28 protein-coding genes and 1 pseudogene are annotated in these 15,230 nt (G+C 68.9%); 11 read left to right on the top strand and 18 right to left on the bottom strand.

Going from position 1 to position 15,230, the window contains the following annotated elements; translation table 11 throughout:
- Positions 1–242 precede the first annotated feature (242 nt).
- From ACFQUV_RS09250 to ACFQUV_RS09170, 17 genes and pseudogenes are all read right to left on the bottom strand, one after another.
- Positions 243–380, bottom strand: a pseudogene (locus ACFQUV_RS09250) (ATP-binding protein); the annotation flags it as partial.
- Between the two features lie 105 nt (positions 381–485).
- Positions 486–1,532 (bottom strand): integrase, encoded by a 1,047-nt coding sequence (locus ACFQUV_RS09245; RefSeq protein ID WP_129609989.1) that lies wholly within the window; start codon positions 1,530–1,532, stop codon positions 486–488.
- 514 nt (positions 1,533–2,046) lie between these two features.
- A complete protein-coding gene (locus ACFQUV_RS09240; protein ID WP_129609991.1) occupies positions 2,047–2,295 on the bottom strand; it encodes a hypothetical protein in 249 nt (82 codons plus the stop codon).
- A 61-nt stretch (positions 2,296–2,356) separates the two neighbouring features.
- Positions 2,357–3,475 carry an AAA family ATPase gene (locus tag ACFQUV_RS09235; protein WP_129609993.1) on the bottom strand — a complete coding sequence of 373 codons (1,119 nt, stop codon included), beginning with the start codon at positions 3,473–3,475 and terminating at the stop codon, positions 2,357–2,359.
- Position 3,476: 1 nt separating this feature from the next.
- Complete coding sequence (locus ACFQUV_RS09230) at positions 3,477–4,430, bottom strand: PD-(D/E)XK nuclease-like domain-containing protein (protein ID WP_129609995.1); 954 nt, start codon at positions 4,428–4,430, stop codon at positions 3,477–3,479.
- Complete coding sequence (locus ACFQUV_RS09225; protein WP_129609997.1) at positions 4,430–4,624, bottom strand: hypothetical protein; 195 nt, start codon at positions 4,622–4,624, stop codon at positions 4,430–4,432. Before ACFQUV_RS09225 ends, ACFQUV_RS09230 begins: the two co-directional genes overlap by 1 nt.
- Before the next feature lie 11 nt (positions 4,625–4,635).
- The gene (locus tag ACFQUV_RS09220) at positions 4,636–4,875 is read right to left on the bottom strand and encodes a hypothetical protein (RefSeq protein ID WP_129609999.1); all 240 of its coding nucleotides are present in this window, start codon (positions 4,873–4,875) and stop codon (positions 4,636–4,638) included.
- Complete coding sequence (locus ACFQUV_RS09215) at positions 4,868–5,116, bottom strand: hypothetical protein (protein ID WP_129610001.1); 249 nt, start codon at positions 5,114–5,116, stop codon at positions 4,868–4,870. Before ACFQUV_RS09215 ends, ACFQUV_RS09220 begins: the two co-directional genes overlap by 8 nt.
- Before the next feature lie 259 nt (positions 5,117–5,375).
- Complete coding sequence (locus ACFQUV_RS09210) at positions 5,376–5,798, bottom strand: hypothetical protein (protein WP_129610003.1); 423 nt, start codon at positions 5,796–5,798, stop codon at positions 5,376–5,378.
- A complete protein-coding gene (locus ACFQUV_RS09205) occupies positions 5,791–6,168 on the bottom strand; it encodes a hypothetical protein (RefSeq protein ID WP_129610005.1) in 378 nt (125 codons plus the stop codon). The genes ACFQUV_RS09210 and ACFQUV_RS09205 overlap by 8 nt, the downstream gene beginning before the upstream one ends.
- A 2-nt stretch (positions 6,169–6,170) precedes the next feature.
- Positions 6,171–6,626 carry a hypothetical protein gene (locus ACFQUV_RS09200; protein WP_165364028.1) on the bottom strand — a complete coding sequence of 152 codons (456 nt, stop codon included), beginning with the start codon at positions 6,624–6,626 and terminating at the stop codon, positions 6,171–6,173.
- On the bottom strand, positions 6,608–7,003 hold the full coding sequence (locus ACFQUV_RS09195) for a hypothetical protein (protein ID WP_129610009.1): 396 nt from the start codon (positions 7,001–7,003) through the stop codon (positions 6,608–6,610). Before ACFQUV_RS09195 ends, ACFQUV_RS09200 begins: the two co-directional genes overlap by 19 nt.
- A 12-nt stretch (positions 7,004–7,015) precedes the next feature.
- Complete coding sequence (locus ACFQUV_RS09190; RefSeq protein WP_129610010.1) at positions 7,016–7,480, bottom strand: hypothetical protein; 465 nt, start codon at positions 7,478–7,480, stop codon at positions 7,016–7,018.
- Positions 7,481–7,487: 7 nt separating this feature from the next.
- Positions 7,488–7,778, bottom strand: coding sequence for a hypothetical protein (locus tag ACFQUV_RS09185; RefSeq protein WP_129610012.1), 291 nt, complete (start codon positions 7,776–7,778; stop codon positions 7,488–7,490).
- Between the two features lie 10 nt (positions 7,779–7,788).
- A complete protein-coding gene (locus ACFQUV_RS09180) occupies positions 7,789–8,643 on the bottom strand; it encodes a hypothetical protein (RefSeq protein ID WP_378394665.1) in 855 nt (284 codons plus the stop codon).
- Between the two features lie 278 nt (positions 8,644–8,921).
- A complete protein-coding gene (locus tag ACFQUV_RS09175; protein WP_129610014.1) occupies positions 8,922–9,305 on the bottom strand; it encodes a hypothetical protein in 384 nt (127 codons plus the stop codon).
- Between the two features lie 104 nt (positions 9,306–9,409).
- The gene (locus ACFQUV_RS09170; RefSeq protein ID WP_129610016.1) at positions 9,410–9,742 is read right to left on the bottom strand and encodes a helix-turn-helix domain-containing protein; all 333 of its coding nucleotides are present in this window, start codon (positions 9,740–9,742) and stop codon (positions 9,410–9,412) included.
- A 76-nt stretch (positions 9,743–9,818) separates the two neighbouring features.
- Here ACFQUV_RS09170 and ACFQUV_RS09165 point away from each other — a divergent pair, with 76 nt between their 5' ends.
- The 11 genes from ACFQUV_RS09165 (at position 9,819) to ACFQUV_RS09115 (ending at position 14,813) form a co-directional block, all read left to right on the top strand.
- The gene (locus ACFQUV_RS09165; protein WP_129610018.1) at positions 9,819–10,052 is read left to right on the top strand and encodes a helix-turn-helix transcriptional regulator; all 234 of its coding nucleotides are present in this window, start codon (positions 9,819–9,821) and stop codon (positions 10,050–10,052) included.
- Positions 10,049–10,237 carry a hypothetical protein gene (locus ACFQUV_RS09160; protein WP_129610020.1) on the top strand — a complete coding sequence of 63 codons (189 nt, stop codon included), beginning with the start codon at positions 10,049–10,051 and terminating at the stop codon, positions 10,235–10,237. The genes ACFQUV_RS09165 and ACFQUV_RS09160 overlap by 4 nt, the downstream gene beginning before the upstream one ends.
- The gene (locus ACFQUV_RS09155; protein WP_165364030.1) at positions 10,234–10,383 is read left to right on the top strand and encodes a hypothetical protein; all 150 of its coding nucleotides are present in this window, start codon (positions 10,234–10,236) and stop codon (positions 10,381–10,383) included. Before ACFQUV_RS09160 ends, ACFQUV_RS09155 begins: the two co-directional genes overlap by 4 nt.
- A gap of 166 nt (positions 10,384–10,549) precedes the next feature.
- Complete coding sequence (locus tag ACFQUV_RS09150; RefSeq protein WP_129610022.1) at positions 10,550–10,741, top strand: hypothetical protein; 192 nt, start codon at positions 10,550–10,552, stop codon at positions 10,739–10,741.
- 440 nt (positions 10,742–11,181) lie between these two features.
- Entirely contained in the window at positions 11,182–11,604 is a 423-nt protein-coding gene (locus ACFQUV_RS09145) for a hypothetical protein (protein ID WP_129610025.1), read from the top strand.
- A gap of 17 nt (positions 11,605–11,621) precedes the next feature.
- Complete coding sequence (locus ACFQUV_RS09140; RefSeq protein WP_129610027.1) at positions 11,622–11,900, top strand: DUF2312 domain-containing protein; 279 nt, start codon at positions 11,622–11,624, stop codon at positions 11,898–11,900.
- 54 nt (positions 11,901–11,954) lie between these two features.
- Positions 11,955–12,215 (top strand): hypothetical protein, encoded by a 261-nt coding sequence (locus tag ACFQUV_RS09135; protein ID WP_129610029.1) that lies wholly within the window; start codon positions 11,955–11,957, stop codon positions 12,213–12,215.
- Positions 12,212–12,793, top strand: a complete 582-nt coding sequence (locus tag ACFQUV_RS09130; protein WP_129610031.1) for a GcrA family cell cycle regulator — start codon at positions 12,212–12,214, stop codon at positions 12,791–12,793. The genes ACFQUV_RS09135 and ACFQUV_RS09130 overlap by 4 nt, the downstream gene beginning before the upstream one ends.
- A gap of 4 nt (positions 12,794–12,797) precedes the next feature.
- Positions 12,798–13,691, top strand: a complete 894-nt coding sequence (locus ACFQUV_RS09125) for a DUF1376 domain-containing protein (RefSeq protein WP_129610033.1) — start codon at positions 12,798–12,800, stop codon at positions 13,689–13,691.
- Positions 13,609–14,295 (top strand): hypothetical protein, encoded by a 687-nt coding sequence (locus tag ACFQUV_RS09120; RefSeq protein WP_129610035.1) that lies wholly within the window; start codon positions 13,609–13,611, stop codon positions 14,293–14,295. The genes ACFQUV_RS09125 and ACFQUV_RS09120 overlap by 83 nt, the downstream gene beginning before the upstream one ends.
- 188 nt (positions 14,296–14,483) lie before the next feature.
- Positions 14,484–14,813, top strand: a complete 330-nt coding sequence (locus ACFQUV_RS09115; RefSeq protein WP_129610037.1) for a hypothetical protein — start codon at positions 14,484–14,486, stop codon at positions 14,811–14,813.
- A 33-nt stretch (positions 14,814–14,846) separates the two neighbouring features.
- Here ACFQUV_RS09115 and ACFQUV_RS09110 read toward each other — a convergent pair whose 3' ends face one another.
- A complete protein-coding gene (locus ACFQUV_RS09110) occupies positions 14,847–15,212 on the bottom strand; it encodes a hypothetical protein (protein ID WP_129610039.1) in 366 nt (121 codons plus the stop codon).
- Between the last annotated feature and the right edge of the window lie 18 nt (positions 15,213–15,230).

Raw genomic sequence — 15,230 nt, 5'->3', positions numbered from 1 at the left:
TGTTCGATCGACGAGCGGAACGGAGACGCCCGAGCCGGAATAGCGGCCACACAGGGCCGGGAATCCAACGAGCGGTCCCCGTCAGCCCGCCACTATGCCAGTGACAGCCGAAAGATACAGGAATCCAGCCGAGCGTTCGAAGTGTGCCGCTGGGTTCCGGGTTCGCGGCGCCCGGACGGCGCAAAGCGCCGGTCCGGGTGCCACGCCCCGGAACGACAGCGACCTGCTCACCGGAAGCACGATCACAGAGTCCGCACCCGCGGGGCGCCGCGATGCCCGGTCATCAGCGCTGTCACGGCCCACACGAGGGCGTCGAGGCGATCCGGCGAGCGGCCGGACGACAGCCCGTCGAGACCGAAGTCGCACAATGCGTCATCTAAGTTGATTGTTGAGTAGCTATAGATATTTGCGTTTTACAAGATAGATGCGGAAAAACGCGAACAATAACAGAACATATGGGGAAATTGTAAAACGAATTCGCCTGCTTATTTCTTCGTGGCGCGCCTCTCTCTGAGACTCACCACAGATGCCTGCCCGCTCGCTTTCCGATCGGCGAAGCGACAGTATCGCTCGATCATCGCCAGCGACATCCCAACCTGATCTTGAATCTGCGTCGTGGTCAGACCGAGCCGCCGCAGTTCGATCACGCGAGTGCCGCGCAGCCCGTGCAGCGTCACGCCGGCGAGCTCCGGAACCTTGTCGCGCTGCTCGGCGAAGTGCTTGTCGAGGATCTTGCGCGTGTAGGGGCCGCGGCCGTGGCGCAGATAGGGGCCAGGCTCGCGCGGCCACGTCGACATCTCAGCAGCAAGCGCATCGTCGATCGGGCACCAGACGTCGCGCCCGGTCTTCTGCTGCGCCAGCCGAAACCCACCGTCGTCGATGAAGGTTTCACCGAGGCGCACCACATCAGAGCCGCGCTGCCCCGTATACCGCAGCAGGAAGAAGCCGCGGCGCACCATCCCGGTTAGATGCTTCTCGGCCGCAGCGAGCTGGCAATCAGTCCACGGCCGGTGACCGCCCGACTTCGCGTAGGGCTTCACGCCCTCTGTCAGGCTGTGCGGAAAGTGATCTCGCTCTCGCCCCCACGACGAGAGCGCTCGGAGCACGCCGAGCACCGTGTTTGCTGTTCCGGTCCGGTCGGCCATGCCGTCGAGCAGCGCGCGGACGTGCACGGGGCGGAGCCCCTCCGCGGGCAACAACCCCCATGCAGCTCGAGCGATTTTAAGTCCACGCCGGTACTGCGCCCGGCTACCCTTGGTCAGTACCGCAAACTGGGGTGACTGCTCGTAGAGTTCGGCCACCGCGCCGAAGGTCACGACCGTCTCGCCTGCGTCGACGCCTTGCGCTCTCCGAAGGGCAGCCCAAAAATCAGGGCTGTGCGGGTCACTCGGCAGAGCGACGCGCTGACCCGCGAATGCGGTGCCGCGCCCGGCCTGGAAATAGAAATATTCGCGCCCCCGAGAGATGACACGGTGCACGCCCTTCGGTAGGTCAATGACCGCCCTGGTTGCCTTGGCCCGCTTGCGCGGCATTCTTCGCCCCCTGCATGTACGGGTCGGACGGCTGATCGGACACAGCTCCGCCTAGACTGGAAAGCGCCTGCTCTACGGCCTGCCACGACCAACGAACGCAGCCCGACGACAACCGCAATGGACGCGGCAGCACACCCCGTCGGACCATCTCGTCGACGGTGCTTTCTGAGACGTCAAGCTCCGCGGCAAGGGTGGAACGGCTCAGATAGGACGGCGGTCGAGCGCGGCCCGACGCAGATTCGCTAGGCATTTTCGGGCTTCTCCCACCGCCGGCAGGCCGGCGCCCGGGCCCGGATGTCCGTCCCGGGACCGTGCGTCCACAGGGCGCGCGCCAGCTCACATTTCCGATAGCGGCGACCCCGCACGATGTGCCGGCACGTGCCGCAGGTCTCACCGGCCGGGCCGGTGCCGGGCGGCTCCGCATAGCCGCGGGGCTCGGTCGGCCGGCACTCGCCGCGCCGCCCGGTGACGCGGCCGACACGGCCCGAATGCGGCGTGTCGTTGAGCCAGCCCATCACGCCGCCTCCCCTCGCCCCAGCCCGAACCGCTCGCGCAACTCGGCCTCGTGCCGCTGGACCCAGCGCAGCGTCCGCGCCGCCGCCTCCAGGATCGGGATGCGGCGCTCGGCCGCCTCCATCTCGTGCTCCGACCGGCGCTGACGTCCCGTGAGGGCGCGCAGCCTCTCCAGGTGTCCGCGCTCGTTCAGCACGGCCAACTCGACCTCGTCGGCCTGGCGGTGGATCGACACGGGCGGAGTCGTCATGCCGGCTCCTCCTCTGGTGCGGCCGGCGCCGGGTGGCGCGCCGCGAGCTGATCGAGCGTGATCACGCTGCGGCCTCCTCGTCCTTCGGCTGCCTCGCCGCGTCGGCCGCGGCGGCCGCCGGCTTATGGCGACGGTCGAGCGCCGTCTTGAGTTCCGCGCGGATGTCTGCCGGCAGCGCCTGCCACGCCCGCCGCAGCTCGTCAGTGCCCTGCGCGGCGGCTTCCGTCAGCGCGTCGTCGTGGTCCGACAGCGTCTTGCCGCCGGGCGCGGGCGCGCCGACGTCGTCGGCCGGCTCTCCTGCCGGCTCTCCGGCCGGGGCGGCCGGACGCCGGGCCGGATGACCGCCTCTCGCCCAGGCCGAGAGCGCGCGTCCGGCCTCTTCCGACAGGACCTTCCCGATCGGGACCGCGCCGCGGTGTTGCTGTTGCAGCTTGATCGGGATCGGCTTGCCGGGATCGTCCGGGGTGAGGATGAGCGAGATCGTCATCTCGTACATGAACCGCTTCTCGCAGATCGGCGCCCAACGCTCGTTAGGCGGCATGTCCTTTGGCTGCACGATGACGGTGCGCTTGAAGGTGCGGCCGTTGCGCTCCTCCTCGATCTGCTCCACCCGCATCTTCTCCTCGGCCCGCAGGCACAGGATCAGGTGTGCGCGGCATTGCAGCAGCCGGTGCACGAACCGCTTGTGCAGCCGTTTCGGCTCCTTCCACGCGCCGATGCTGGCGCGCTCGGCCGCCCGCGCCTCGTCGAACGGACCCCAGGACGGATTGTGCGCCGACTTGGCGCGATCGATCGCCATCTCGACATTGGCAGCGTGCATGTCGTGGAGCCCGCCTTCGCCCTCGTATTCGTGCGAGCACGAGTCGATCACGATGACGTCGAACCCTGCCGCGTCGGCGGTCGCGACGGCATCGGCGTACGCCTCCGGCGAGAACGGCGGGCGCAGATCGCCATGCGCGAACCCGAAGCGCTCGGCGCTCGGCGTCTCGCCGGGGGCAACCGCATAGTGCTTGGCGCGTCCCGCCTCGGTGTCGATGACGGCGATCCTGCCGTCGTCGCCGTCGGCGAGGCCGCGGGCGAGACGCAGGGCCGACAGGGTCTTTCCCGAGCCGGACGCTCCTGCGAGCGCGATCAGGAGGGACACGCGGTCACGCACCGCGGGCGCGAAGGTGAACGCCATCTCAGCCTCCGGCGAGGTCGGTCAACATGGGAGCGGGACGCGCGATCGGCGCCCGCAGAGGCGCGACGACGTCGGCGAACTCGTCGATCTCACGATCGATCCAACGACTCTCCGCCCACTCCGGATATGCAGGACGGATCACCCCTCGCGGATACCCGGGCCAGATGCCCGCGCGTGAGCAGGCGGACCAGATGTCGCGAGCCATCGCGAGCTGACGCCGGCCGATCGTCATGGCCGCCTCGGGGATCTCGACGATCGACAGCGCGTAGGGCTCCGTCGCCTCCTGGCACACGAAGATGTGGCGACGCCGTCCCGCGGTCTCGGGATCGAGGATGTCGAGCCCCGCCTCGTGCTGGGCCGCCTGGATGCACCAGCCGTCGGCCGCCATCTTCGTCGGGATCGCGTGCGGCGCCGCGCTGGCGAGCGTCGTCTTGTAGTCGAGGACGAGACGGCGATCGTGCGAAAGCCAGTCGATCATGGCGCGCCGCCACAGCCCGTCGCCGTCCTGCCACGCGATCACCATCTCGCCGTCGCCCGCGTCCGGCGAGAACGCCTCGCCGAGACCGGCGGCCGAGAGTTGGTCGCGGGCGCGATCGACCAGCAGCCTGGCCCGCTCGTACTGCTCGGCGAGGATCGGCAGCCGCCCGCCGGCCAGGGCCTCGTCGCGCTCCTCCCTGGCCGCCTTGGTCCGCCAGTCGACGGCGTCGATCACGGCCACGTCCTTGCCGCGCCCAAGCAGCAGCTTGTGAGCGACATTCGCGACATCGAACCTCGTCGGCTCATCCCGCGCGAAGGCCGGATTGAGCCGCGGATGCGCGTGCCAAGCGTGCATCGGCGAGCGCTCTAGCAGGAGCTTGGCGATCGACTGCGTCAGCGACGGCTCCGGGCACGGATCGGCGTGGTAATCGTCGGCGCTCATGTGCGGGTAGAAGCCGGGCGTGGTGATGCGCGACATCACGCGGTCTCCGTTGCGGGCGGGTCGTTCTCGTGCACGCCGGCCCACGCCTCCAGATGGCGCAGCGTCCGGCGCAGGGTGGCGATCTCCTCGGCCTGCCGGCCGATGATCTCGGCGGCGCGGCGTTGTAGGCTGGGCAGCGCCTCGCCCGCCGCGAGCGCCGCGACGATCTGCCGGGTGGCGACGTCCATCATGGAGCCTCCTGTCAGGCCGCGCGCGGCGGCTCGGGGTCGGTGAGTCCGAGAGCGCGGCGGACGATGCCGGCCTCGGTCATCGGGGGATCGGGAATCATCGGGGGATTGGGCTGTGGCCGGCGGCGGGCCGCCCGGCGGACGATCTCGACCTGCCGCCGCTCGACAAGCGACACCACGTCGGCGCGGTGGTCGTCGGGCCGGCGCTGCGGCGGCCGGTGCATCGACGACGTGATGAGATGGATGTCAGCCATCGGAGCTGCCCTCATCCGCAAGTGAAGGTTCGGCCAGTTTCGTTGCCTTAGTGGTCTCGCTAGGCAACGATCGGCCCTCCGCCTTGGCGATGCGCTCAAGTGCCAGATCCGCGCGACGGCGAGCGTCCTTTACCATCTTGGTGCAGAGGGCCGTTTCCCAATCAAACTGGTCGGTGGCCCAATCAATGGCGCGGACGAGCCGCTTCAGCGCCCGCGCCCCGTCGATGTATGCGCTGTCCATCACCGGCGCTCCGCCTTGGCGAGGGCGGCGCGAGCGGCGTCATAGCGACGGCGGGCATCCGAGCGCTCGCCGCCAGGTCGGCAGATAACGAGCAGGTCGCGCAACGCCATCTCAAGCTCCCGGACCATGTTGGCGAGCCGGTCGCACCTGAGGAGCAACGCGCACGTTACGTCTGTGGCAGGAGTCGAGTATCCAGCGTCTCGCATAGCGCAAGCGGTGCGAAGCGAGGCGATCGCGGCGTCAATCTCTGCGTCTGTCATCACCGGCCCTCCGCCTTGGCGAGGGCGGCACTGGCGCGGCGCCCCTTGTCCTCTCGCAAGCTGTTCGTCGGGCTCACCACCGCGAAGAATCGGTCCGGATCACCCACATCACCGAACACATCCCTCTCCCACTCATCGGAGTAGAAGCGCAGCGCCTCGACCAGCTCGGCATTCACTTCCCGCAGCCGGTCGCGCTCGGCCGCAGTCTCCGGCGCCGCGGCGATCAGGCGGGCGTTGGCCCGCTGCTCGCCGGCGCCGATCGGCAGATCAAGGTCGTCATGGTCATCGAGATCGTCTCGACACACCATCGCGATGCAGCGCCACTCGTGAGGCTTCTTGCCGGCCTCGACGATCCAGAGGGCTTCGGGGCCGAGCGGATCTTCGACAGTCCACGGCCCCGGCGTGTGCTTCGCCTTACCCATGTTCTGCGTCCCTCTCATTGACGACGTCCGGCTCTGGCCGCCCCGCGAGGGCGGCATACAGCGCCTCGTCCTCGTCGTGGCGGACAGGGCCGGAGCCCCACACGTTCTCGCGGTGTCGCACGATCGCGGCACGCAGCGCGTCGCGCTCGGCGGCCAGCCGCTCCATTTCGTCACCCGCCGAGTCGCGTTCTGCCGTCAGCCGCTCTATCTCGGTTAGCGCATCGGCGATCTCGTCCTGTGCATCGGCGACTTCGTCGGTCAGTTGCTCCAGCCGCTCGGCGGCTGCGAGCCGCGTCGGCGACGGCATGGCGCGCAGCCTGCTGATGATCTCCGCGGTCGTCAGCGTGGCGGTCACGGCGTCATCGCTCATGGTCATGCCCTCATAGCTTGGTGCGCCTTGAGCGCCGCAATGCAGAGGGCGATGGCGGGACGGCCTGACGGCCGAAGATCGACATCGATGCCGCTATCCCAGATCGACCCACTAGCCGGCTCACCAAGTTCTCGCCGCAGGCGAGCGCCGTGGACTGGACTGTTCCAGTCCGGGACAACCCAAGCGTCATCACTGACGCAGCATGTGCCGACCTTCCACACCCAGCCACTCGGGACGAGTGTCGTCGCGTGGTCGACGCTAAATGTGTAAGGCCGAGGATCGTCGGACAAACCTCCGCCGACAGCGGCAATCACCTCGTCCCTTTTGGCTCCGCCGGAAATCAGAAATGCGGCATGAGCCATCTTGATCGCCTCGTCCAGGTCACGGCTCGGCCCCCTCGCTTGTTCGAGCCTTGTGATCAGTTCTTCGCTGCTCATGGTCACGCCCTCATCTTCCATGCGTCGTCGGCCGCCGAGAGTTCGGCCGCCTCCTTGCTCGCGGCCCATGCGAGCCGTTCCCGGATCTCGTCGCCGAGCGCGGCGAACAGGCTCGCCTCGATCCAGGTGAACAGCACCGCCGCTACGAACTCGTCATGCCGCGGCCGATTCATGTGCCAGCGCTCGAACGCGCCGACCGCGGAGGCGCCGGGCGGATCGATGCGCACGCACACCAGCTCGCCGTCGACGGGATCGTCGTTGCAGAGCGCGATGGTGGCGCGCCCCGTGATGCACGACAGCGCCGCACCGGGGGGGATGCCGCTGACGCTGCGACCGCGGGCACCGGCGACGATCAACGGCACGTCCTCAAACTCGATCTCGATCTCGGGTCTGTACATGCTGCCCTCCCCTCACATCGCTCTGATCAGATCGCGGACGCGGCCGACGACGCCGCGTCGCGCGGGCTCGACCGGCGGGAACATCGGGACGTGGTCGAGCGGCTGGACCGGCTCGGCCGACTCGCTGCGGCCCGCGACATGATCCTGGATGTCCCGCAGAGCACGCCCGTAGCGCATGCGCGCCTCGTGGCCGCGATCCCAAGCCTGCGCCGCCACCGCTCCGTCGACGTCGGTCAGGCCGGCATAGGGATTGCGGTGACGGCCCAGCTCGTAGTCGACAAAGCCCTCGGCGAAGGCGGCGAGCTGGGCGTACGGCGCGTAGCCGAGGACGATCCGGGTGAGTGCGAGCTGTCGCGTCTCGTCGCTGATGGCGGTGGTGCTGATCGTCATGCGGGTCTCCCGGTGGCGCGGCCGCAGTGCGGCGGCGGTCATGGCGCATTCGAGGATCGCGTTGGGCGTGCGGCGCTCGCTGATCATGACGACCTCACAGCACGCACAGGGCGATGGCGGGGACGGCGACGAGCGCGAGCCCGCCGATGGTGTCGAGCGCGTCGACGATGCGGCTGGTCGGGCCGCTCGGCGGCACGGCGAAGCGATCGCAGGCGTCGATCAGCTCGGCTCGCTCCGCCGCGTCTGCGTCCCATGCCGTGACGAGCTGAAGGGCCGCGGATTGCCAGTTCGCCCACCGCTCGCGGTCGAGCAGGATCACGATAGTCGGCCGGCGAGCGCCGAGATGGACGGCGCGCTCGACCAGAGTGCATGTCGAGGTGAACACGGCGCGGCCCTCAGTCCTGATCGGCGATCGGGCGCCCGCCGTCATCCAGGCTGTACCAGACCATCGGCTCGACCCCGTCCCGGCCGACGATCCCGGACCAGGCGTGGGTGATCGCGCCACCATCGGCGCGGCGGTCCAGATGCAGGGCCGCGCCGGCCACGCCGCGCGCGCGACCGTCCGGACCGCTTGCGTGAGCAGTCGCGGTTGGGTGGAGAGCTTCTGCCGCGCCCCGGGTGCCGGTCGCCGACGCCGCGCCCCGGGTGCCGGTCGCCGACGCCGCGCCCTGGGTGCCGGTCGCCGACGCCGCGCCCTGGTCGCCGGTCGCCGACGCCGCGCCCTGGTAGCCGGTCGCCGACGCCGCGCCCTGGGTGCCGGTCGCCGACGCCGCGCCCTGGGTGCCGGTCGCCGACGCCGCGCCCTGGGGGCCGGTGGCCGACGCCGCGCCCTGGTCGCCGGTCGCCGTTTTACCTTCGATGGTCGCGCGCGACCACACGTAATCCCATGCCCGGCGCACGAGGTCGCCGATCGACAGCTCGATGTTGATCGTGATCCGTGCCGCAGCGATTTTGGTGTCGCTGCCGTCGCCATCCATCTCACCGCCGAGCACCACCTCGGCAAAACGGCTGCCGGCCGGCGGGTAGTAGCCGAATACGTCGAGCGGGTGTTGGCAGCCGTGGAAGCCCGAGGCGCAGGCCTCGACCTTGCCGGTGTGCTCGTAGGTCTTGCCGACCTCATACTGATAGCCGCGGCAGCGCAGCTGCGCGTCGAAGCCCTTGAAGGCGGTGACGGTCTGTTCGACCGCCGCCGCTGCGGTGGCAGCGGTCGGGGTCTCTGCTGGCTTGGGCGTTGCGGTGGTGGCGGGCATCGGTCTCTCCATCGGCGATGGAGAGACAATAGCAACACTAATAACTAGAGGCAAGCAGAAAAATTAGTGGGGTTGATATATATCGTCCACGGAGATATCTTGCGGTCACCCGAGGCTGTGCGCGCCACCTCGGGTGACCCACGTCGCTTCCCTGACGGGCAGCGCCGGCACCAGTGATGCCAGTGCCGGCCCGTCAGGGCCGTGGGATACAGGTTGCGGGGTGAGGAGCCCGCCGGAGCGACCGGCGGCCGACGAAATGTTTCCGGAGTCTCGCTCGATCAGCGGCCGGTGAGCTTAGTGGCAATCGAGGCGGCGGCCGATGGCAGCCCATGCCGCATGATCGAGTCCGCGGCTGAGCCTTGGGCGCCACCCCATGCGTTTTCCCACGTCGCGCCAGCCAGAAGCGCCCCGGTCTCTGTGCTGTTCAGGCGGGCGCTCGCGCTTTGGGGACGGCTGTCGTAGCCGGCGGCGGTGCGCACCGTAAGTAGCGCGTCGATCCCCTGCGACCTGAACTTGGCAAGAGCCTCCGGGCGCGTGACTTCGATCTCACTCATGTTCATCCGCACCATCAGGTTGCTGGTGGCGGCAGGATCAACGATCGAGTACCCGCGCGTCGCAAGCTCGACAGCGACAGCGTCAGCTAACAGACCGCCGCCAGGCATGACCGCAATCGTCCGGACAGACGGTGGAACCGCGGTGCCTGTCCCCACGGCTCGCGACATGCCGCACCCGGAGGAGGTTAGCGCCACAGAAAGGACCAGGGCGGTTAGGCCGCCTTGTCGTCTTCGTCGGCGAGAGCCTTGAGAATTTTGATCGCCTGTTTCCGCTGCTCGGGCTTGAGGGTATCCCAGATCGACCATGGCGCCTCAGCGTCCAGGGGGTTTCTCATGATTAAGTCGGCCGGCTCACACATCAGAGCCTCGGCGAGCCGATCTAGCAACTCGCCCGTGTAGTCGCTTCGGCCATTTTCGAGCTGCGAGATCATGCCTTGCGTGATTTCCGCTCGATCGGCCAGCCGCTCTTGCGTCAGCCCGCGATGCTTCCGCCACTCGCGCAGGAATAGCCTCCTACGCCGGCGTTTTGGGGTCGGATTTCCCATGGCCGGACCGTCCCTCACCGGCCGAACAGTGTCCATCGCGCCGCATTAATATCGCTATTGCAGCCGAATATCAGTAATGCTAATTTCAACAGCCATGAGGTTCGCAGACTGGTTTCGGCAGCAGGAAGGGTTGACCCAAGAGGCTCTCGCGCAGCGCCTCGGTGTCACCCAAGGGCGCATCGCGCAGATCATCGCGGGCGAGATGCCGTCGATGCGTCTCGCCGCGCGCATCTCAGAGATCACGGAGGGGAAGGTCATGCCCAACGACTTCCTTCGCCTTCCCCCCACCACCGAGAGGGCCGCGTCGTGAGCGACCTCGACCCCTACAGCGGCTTCGCCCTCCCGCCCGAGCGGCGGATCGTCACGACCGAGCGGCGCCAGCGCATCGTCAGCGCTGTGGTGATCATCGCGGCGACGATCTCCGCCGCGCTGGTCGTCGCGATGATCGCCGTCGCGCTCACCTTGCTGTGGGTCATGTGGGCCGCCGAGCTATGACCCCCACCGTCGATCTCCTGCTCCGGCTCACCGATCAGGCCGAGGCGCTGCTGTATCGCGCAACCACGATTGCTCTGACGATCTACGTCGCGCTGGTCGGCGCGATGCTCGGCGTCGCGCTCGCCGTACTGTGGGGCGCGTTGTGAGCGAGTTCCCCCGTCTCGACCCTGACGCATGGTCCGAGAGCGCGGTGCGCGGCGACGACGAGGCCGGCTCGCGCTGGCTGTCGATCCGTCGGCTGTACCGCGCTCGGCGCTCAATTTTATCGCGGCCATCGCTACCAGCGCAGCCGCGCGGGCAGTGGGGTAACCAATGATCTCCGAAACCGCTGCCGCGGCGCTGATAACATTGACGTTCGTGTCGGGATTTCTTGTTGGAGCGGCGACCGTGGTGGATGGCCGCCTACCGTTTTGTTCCATGGGTGTCCGCGCACTGCTGCTGCTCGGCGCTGCGGCGATCAACTTCATTGCAGCCATTGGCGTGGCTGTTTGGTCGGTGGGGTGACAATGATCAAGCGCACTCGCATGCGCCTGACGGGCGTCAGCAAGGATGGCGCGTTGATGTGGCCCGGCGTCTCGGTGCTCACATGGGTCAGGGCGCCAGGCATGCCGTGGGTGCTTGTCTCCATCGAGCCGGAGTCGCCCTGACATGATCTCCTCACGCGCGATATCGGCGGTCGTGCGTGCCGGCGGCGCCGGTCAGGGCTCCACCCCCGCGACCGGCGCCGCATCCCGTTTTGTTGCGCACCTGTCCCCGTCTTCCTCGGGTGCGCCCGGAGCCGGGCGGCTCGCCGCCCTCCCGCGGCCGCCCGGCTACCTCTCTCCGTCTCGTCCGTCGTTCTCGCTCCGCTTGCTCGGCTCCATCCGTTCGTCCCTCTGCCGCGCCCTGCAAGGCGCGCGCGTGACCGCGTCGTCGTGGTCACCATCGCAGAGGGGCTTGCGTAGATGCTGGCAAAGATTGTCCGAAAACGGACAACGGACATGAGCGCGGCGGCGGACGTGCTCGACACCACCCGCGCCATGACGGCTGAGCTGGTCCGCCGCGCCGAGCGCGAAACCGGATCGCGCATGTCCGCCTACGGGCGAGTTGCCACGACCGTCGGCGTCTCCGCCTCGTGGGTCCGGAAATTCGTCGCGGGAGACCCGGGCGCGAAGCGCGTGAGCTTCGTCGCCGGCCTCGCGATCGTGAACCAGTACCGACGTCTCTGCGAGCGGATCGAGGCTGAGGCCGAGGTCGAGCGGCAGCGCGCCGAAGCTCTGATGGAGCAGATGAATGCGGCTACTTCGGGCGCTCTGGATGTGGTGGCGATGGTTTCGGCGGCGGAAGCGCGCGGAGCGGATGCTTCGGAACGCCGCGAGGTCTCGTGAGTGAGAGGAGGCGGGCAATGGTGACGGAACGTGATCAGATCCGGGTGCTTGTCGAGCGCATCGAGCGACTTGAGGAAGAGAAGAAGGCGCTCGCCGACGACATCAAGGACGTGTTCGCAGAGGCCAAGGGTAAGGGCTACGACGTCAAGGCGCTGCGCGCCGTCATCCGCCTGCGCAAGCAGGACAAGGACGAGCGGGCCGAGCACGAAGCGATCGTCGAGACCTACATGCACGCCCTCGGCATGCTGGCCGACACGCCGCTCGGTCGCGCCGCCATCGAACGCGCTGTGGCGTGAGGGCGGCAGCCGCCAACGCCGTCGCCGTCCTGCTCGCCATCCATGGGGGATGAAATGACCAACAGGCTGCCGGGTACGCAGACGATCAGCGTCAGCGCGATCGGCCCGAAGGGCGCCGGCAAGACGACACTGCTCAAGTTCCTCCAACAGCAGCTCGCCTGCGCGGGTGTCACGTCGGTGCTCGTGCGCGGCGGGCGCAACGAATGGCTCGACGTCGAGTTGCCGCCGAACGCGGCGGCCGGCCTGCTTGCCACCCATGATCCGCCGTACTGCACCGGCCAGGCCGCAGCCTCCCCTGACGCGAGGCCATCATGACGGAGCCCGTGGTGCTGCACGATTCCGACGCGCCGCCCGAGAGGGCCAGCCCTCCCCCGTCCTCGCTGTGGGCTCAATGGCCGGTGGCGGCCGAGCGCGCGATCGCGCTCTACCGCGACGGCCAATCCGCGAGCCAGATTGCGTGGCTGCTAGCCTCAGACTACGGCGTGACGGTGACTCGCAGCGCCGTGCTCGGCCTGATGCGCCGTCGCGGCGTCCGGCGCTCCGAGCGCCACGGCGTGACGGTGGTCACGCAGCGGATGCGCGCCGTCGCCAAGGGCCGGACGATCAAGGTGCGATGCGCGCCGCAGGCACTGCCTCCGCCGGCACGGGACCGGGCTCCGGCGCGGCCGGAGGCGGCGCCGGCAGCCATCGCGGGACCGCCCGGGGGCGTGGCGCTGCTCGACCTGCAACGCGGGCACTGCCGCTTTCCGCTGTGGCCGGACGACGCCCCGGCGGGATCGGAGCGCCGCTTCTGCGGCGCCCGCCGGCGCGACCCGGACGCGCCGCTCGACCACTACTGCCCGGAGCACGCGCGGCTGTGCTGGGTGGCGCCGTATCCGGACGGACGGAGGTGACCCGATGGCGCGTCCCTGGATGCCGCTCTACATCGCCGACTACCGGGCCGACACGTCGCATCTGAACGCCGCGGAGCACGGCGCCTATCTGCTGCTGATCATGCATTACTGGACGACCGGAGGGCTGCCGGACGACGACCGGCAGCTCGCCCGGATCGCGTGCATGACGACGGCCGAGTGGCGCCGGGCGAGGTCCACCGTCGCGGCGTTCTTCGAGGCGGGATGGCGGCACAAGCGGATCGACCGCGAGCTCGCCAGGGTGGACGAAACGTCCTCCAAGTATGCCGAGAGGGCCAGAAAGGCGGCCTCGAAGCGGTGGTCCAAGCCGGACGTCCAGCAGGACGTCCAGCAGGACGTCAAGCACGCCGACGAGCATGCTTCGAGCATGCTTGGAGCACCAGAACCACAACCACATCCAGACAAGCATGGTGATGGTGGTGACGCGCGCCCGCGCGACCCCGACCCGCTCGGACGTCCCGCGCCCATCCCGGCCCCGGCCCAGCCGGCGAGCCTGATCACGCCGGAGGCCCACGCCCTCGCCGCCGAGCTGGCGGCGATCGCCGGCGTCGGCGCCGGGCAGGACACGCCGCCGGGCTGGTGCGGCGCCGCGCATCGCGTGCAGACGTGGCTGTCCCGCGGCTGGACGCGCGACGTGGTGCTGATCGGCGCCCGCGCCTCGATGGCGCGCAAGCGCGACGGGCCGCCCGGCGGTGTCGGCTATTTCGAGCCCGCCATCGCCCGCGAGATCGCGGCACAGGCAAAACCGATCCCCGAGGTCGTCGCCCTTCCGGCCAAGACCATTCACGGAGACCCCCATGGATCATCTCGGCAAGGTCGCGGCGACGGCTTTGCGGCGCTCGCCGCCCACTACGCCGCCCGCGCTACCGGCGGCGGCTGACGGCGGGACGCCGGCGCTGGTCGACCTGGTCACCGACTACGAGCTGCCGCGCCTGTTCAGCGCGCTGTCGATCACCGGCCAGCCGCGGCCGCTGGTCAGGGCCTTGGACGCCGACGAGCGGTCACGGCTGGAGCGCCGCGCCGCAGAGCTTCGCACAGGGCTTGTCGCGTTCGGGGCAGGCGACGCCGACGCGGTCAGGGCCGCGCTGTCGGCGATGCTGACGGGCTACCGATCGATGCGACAGCAGGGCGACGAAGCGCATGCGACGGTGGCGATCATGGCCAGGGTGCTCGCCGATTTCCCGCTCTGGGCCATTCAGCGCGCGTGTCTGATGGTTGCGCGCGGCGAGGCTGGGCTGGATCGGCGCTGGCCGCCCAACGACGCGGAGATGCACGCCATCGTCGCGAGAGTCGTCGAGCCGTACCGCGACACGCTCGCCCGTGTCTCCGCCATGCTCACAGCGCCGGTCGAGCCGCCCTCGGCGCGCCGCCTGTCGAGACCGCGCGAGACGGTCGAGACGCGGCGCGGCCACGTTGCTCGGGTGATGGCCGACATGGACGCGAGGCGCGCGGCCCGGGATAAAGCCGCAGCCCCGGGAGTGTGACCATGCCGGCGCTCCCTTCGTCCGGAGGGCCGCAGCATCTCGAGATGCTGATGCTTGCAGCTCGCCGCATCGGGCGGGACGATGATTGCGGTGGGGGCGTTCTGCCCGCTCAAGTCTCGCCGGCACCACGGCGACTGTTGACGGAGCGGCGATCGTTGGCTTGATCCGGGCAACGGGACAATGCAAAAATGGTCGCAGAAACCAGAGGGATTGCGGTTATGTCTTGGGCCGAGGAAGTGCGGCTCGATTTCATCGACCTGCTGTTGCTCGCGCGCGGCCGCGTGGTGCGCACGGATCTCGTCGAGCGCTTCGGCATATCGATGTCGCAGGCGTCCGGCGACATCAGGTCGTTTATCCAGCAGTACCCGGACGCCATGCTTTACGATCGCTCGGCGAAATGCTACGTGCCGGCGACGCGGCGCTATCGTTCGGTCCGCGGCCAGAGCAAGCGGACCATCGATGCCCTAGCGCAGCTCGCGGCTGCCGGCAGCCGCCTCGGGTGGCGCGATCAGCCCTGAGGCTGCTCAGCCACGGCCTCATTGAGGCATACTTCACACCGATCTGCGGCAGACGCCGCCCCGCAGTCTCACGACGTCGCATCCGTGACCTCCGGGCGCGAGGTCCGCCCGGCGGTCCGCCTCGCGCAGCCAATGAGCGTAATCGGAGCGATCCCCGTCCCATGCGGCGGTGTAGGCCGAATATGTTGCCTTGAGACGGGCAAGCGCTACGGCCACTTCTGCGTCAAGCCACTTGGCCGCATCCGCCACCATCTCCTGCGCGGCGTCGCCGCCTCGGTTGTGGTATTCCACATTCGTGGCCATGCATTGAATTTCTTTGAGTGCTTTGTCTGCCCTCTCCATGGCGTCGAGAATTTGAGCGACATATCCGATATCGTCTACTTCTGGTGTCACGCTCACGAAGCTCTCTCCTATGGG

The sequence above is a fragment of the Rhodoplanes sp. P11 genome (assembly GCF_964266735.1).
Classification (GTDB): Bacteria; Pseudomonadota; Alphaproteobacteria; order Rhizobiales; family Xanthobacteraceae; genus Rhodoplanes; species Rhodoplanes serenus.
This window is presented reverse-complemented; position numbering and strand designations above follow the sequence as displayed.

Coding starts and splice junctions, on each gene's coding strand:
- ACFQUV_RS09245 (WP_129609989.1), bottom strand. CDS start 1,532: ATGCCGCGCAAGCGGGCCAAGGCAACCAGGGCGGTCATTGACCTACCG.
- ACFQUV_RS09240 (WP_129609991.1), bottom strand. CDS start 2,295: ATGACGACTCCGCCCGTGTCGATCCACCGCCAGGCCGACGAGGTCGAG.
- ACFQUV_RS09235 (WP_129609993.1), bottom strand. CDS start 3,475: ATGGCGTTCACCTTCGCGCCCGCGGTGCGTGACCGCGTGTCCCTCCTG.
- ACFQUV_RS09230 (WP_129609995.1), bottom strand. CDS start 4,430: ATGTCGCGCATCACCACGCCCGGCTTCTACCCGCACATGAGCGCCGAC.
- ACFQUV_RS09225 (WP_129609997.1), bottom strand. CDS start 4,624: ATGATGGACGTCGCCACCCGGCAGATCGTCGCGGCGCTCGCGGCGGGC.
- ACFQUV_RS09220 (WP_129609999.1), bottom strand. CDS start 4,875: ATGGCTGACATCCATCTCATCACGTCGTCGATGCACCGGCCGCCGCAG.
- ACFQUV_RS09215 (WP_129610001.1), bottom strand. CDS start 5,116: ATGGACAGCGCATACATCGACGGGGCGCGGGCGCTGAAGCGGCTCGTC.
- ACFQUV_RS09210 (WP_129610003.1), bottom strand. CDS start 5,798: ATGGGTAAGGCGAAGCACACGCCGGGGCCGTGGACTGTCGAAGATCCG.
- ACFQUV_RS09205 (WP_129610005.1), bottom strand. CDS start 6,168: ATGAGCGATGACGCCGTGACCGCCACGCTGACGACCGCGGAGATCATC.
- ACFQUV_RS09200 (WP_165364028.1), bottom strand. CDS start 6,626: ATGGAAGATGAGGGCGTGACCATGAGCAGCGAAGAACTGATCACAAGG.
- ACFQUV_RS09195 (WP_129610009.1), bottom strand. CDS start 7,003: ATGTACAGACCCGAGATCGAGATCGAGTTTGAGGACGTGCCGTTGATC.
- ACFQUV_RS09190 (WP_129610010.1), bottom strand. CDS start 7,480: ATGATCAGCGAGCGCCGCACGCCCAACGCGATCCTCGAATGCGCCATG.
- ACFQUV_RS09180 (WP_378394665.1), bottom strand. CDS start 8,643: ATGCCCGCCACCACCGCAACGCCCAAGCCAGCAGAGACCCCGACCGCT.
- ACFQUV_RS09175 (WP_129610014.1), bottom strand. CDS start 9,305: ATGCCTGGCGGCGGTCTGTTAGCTGACGCTGTCGCTGTCGAGCTTGCG.
- ACFQUV_RS09170 (WP_129610016.1), bottom strand. CDS start 9,742: ATGGGAAATCCGACCCCAAAACGCCGGCGTAGGAGGCTATTCCTGCGC.
- ACFQUV_RS09165 (WP_129610018.1), top strand. CDS start 9,819: ATGCTAATTTCAACAGCCATGAGGTTCGCAGACTGGTTTCGGCAGCAG.
- ACFQUV_RS09155 (WP_165364030.1), top strand. CDS start 10,234: ATGACCCCCACCGTCGATCTCCTGCTCCGGCTCACCGATCAGGCCGAG.
- ACFQUV_RS09150 (WP_129610022.1), top strand. CDS start 10,550: ATGATCTCCGAAACCGCTGCCGCGGCGCTGATAACATTGACGTTCGTG.
- ACFQUV_RS09145 (WP_129610025.1), top strand. CDS start 11,182: ATGCTGGCAAAGATTGTCCGAAAACGGACAACGGACATGAGCGCGGCG.
- ACFQUV_RS09140 (WP_129610027.1), top strand. CDS start 11,622: ATGGTGACGGAACGTGATCAGATCCGGGTGCTTGTCGAGCGCATCGAG.
- ACFQUV_RS09135 (WP_129610029.1), top strand. CDS start 11,955: ATGACCAACAGGCTGCCGGGTACGCAGACGATCAGCGTCAGCGCGATC.
- ACFQUV_RS09130 (WP_129610031.1), top strand. CDS start 12,212: ATGACGGAGCCCGTGGTGCTGCACGATTCCGACGCGCCGCCCGAGAGG.
- ACFQUV_RS09125 (WP_129610033.1), top strand. CDS start 12,798: ATGGCGCGTCCCTGGATGCCGCTCTACATCGCCGACTACCGGGCCGAC.
- ACFQUV_RS09120 (WP_129610035.1), top strand. CDS start 13,609: ATGGATCATCTCGGCAAGGTCGCGGCGACGGCTTTGCGGCGCTCGCCG.
- ACFQUV_RS09115 (WP_129610037.1), top strand. CDS start 14,484: ATGGTCGCAGAAACCAGAGGGATTGCGGTTATGTCTTGGGCCGAGGAA.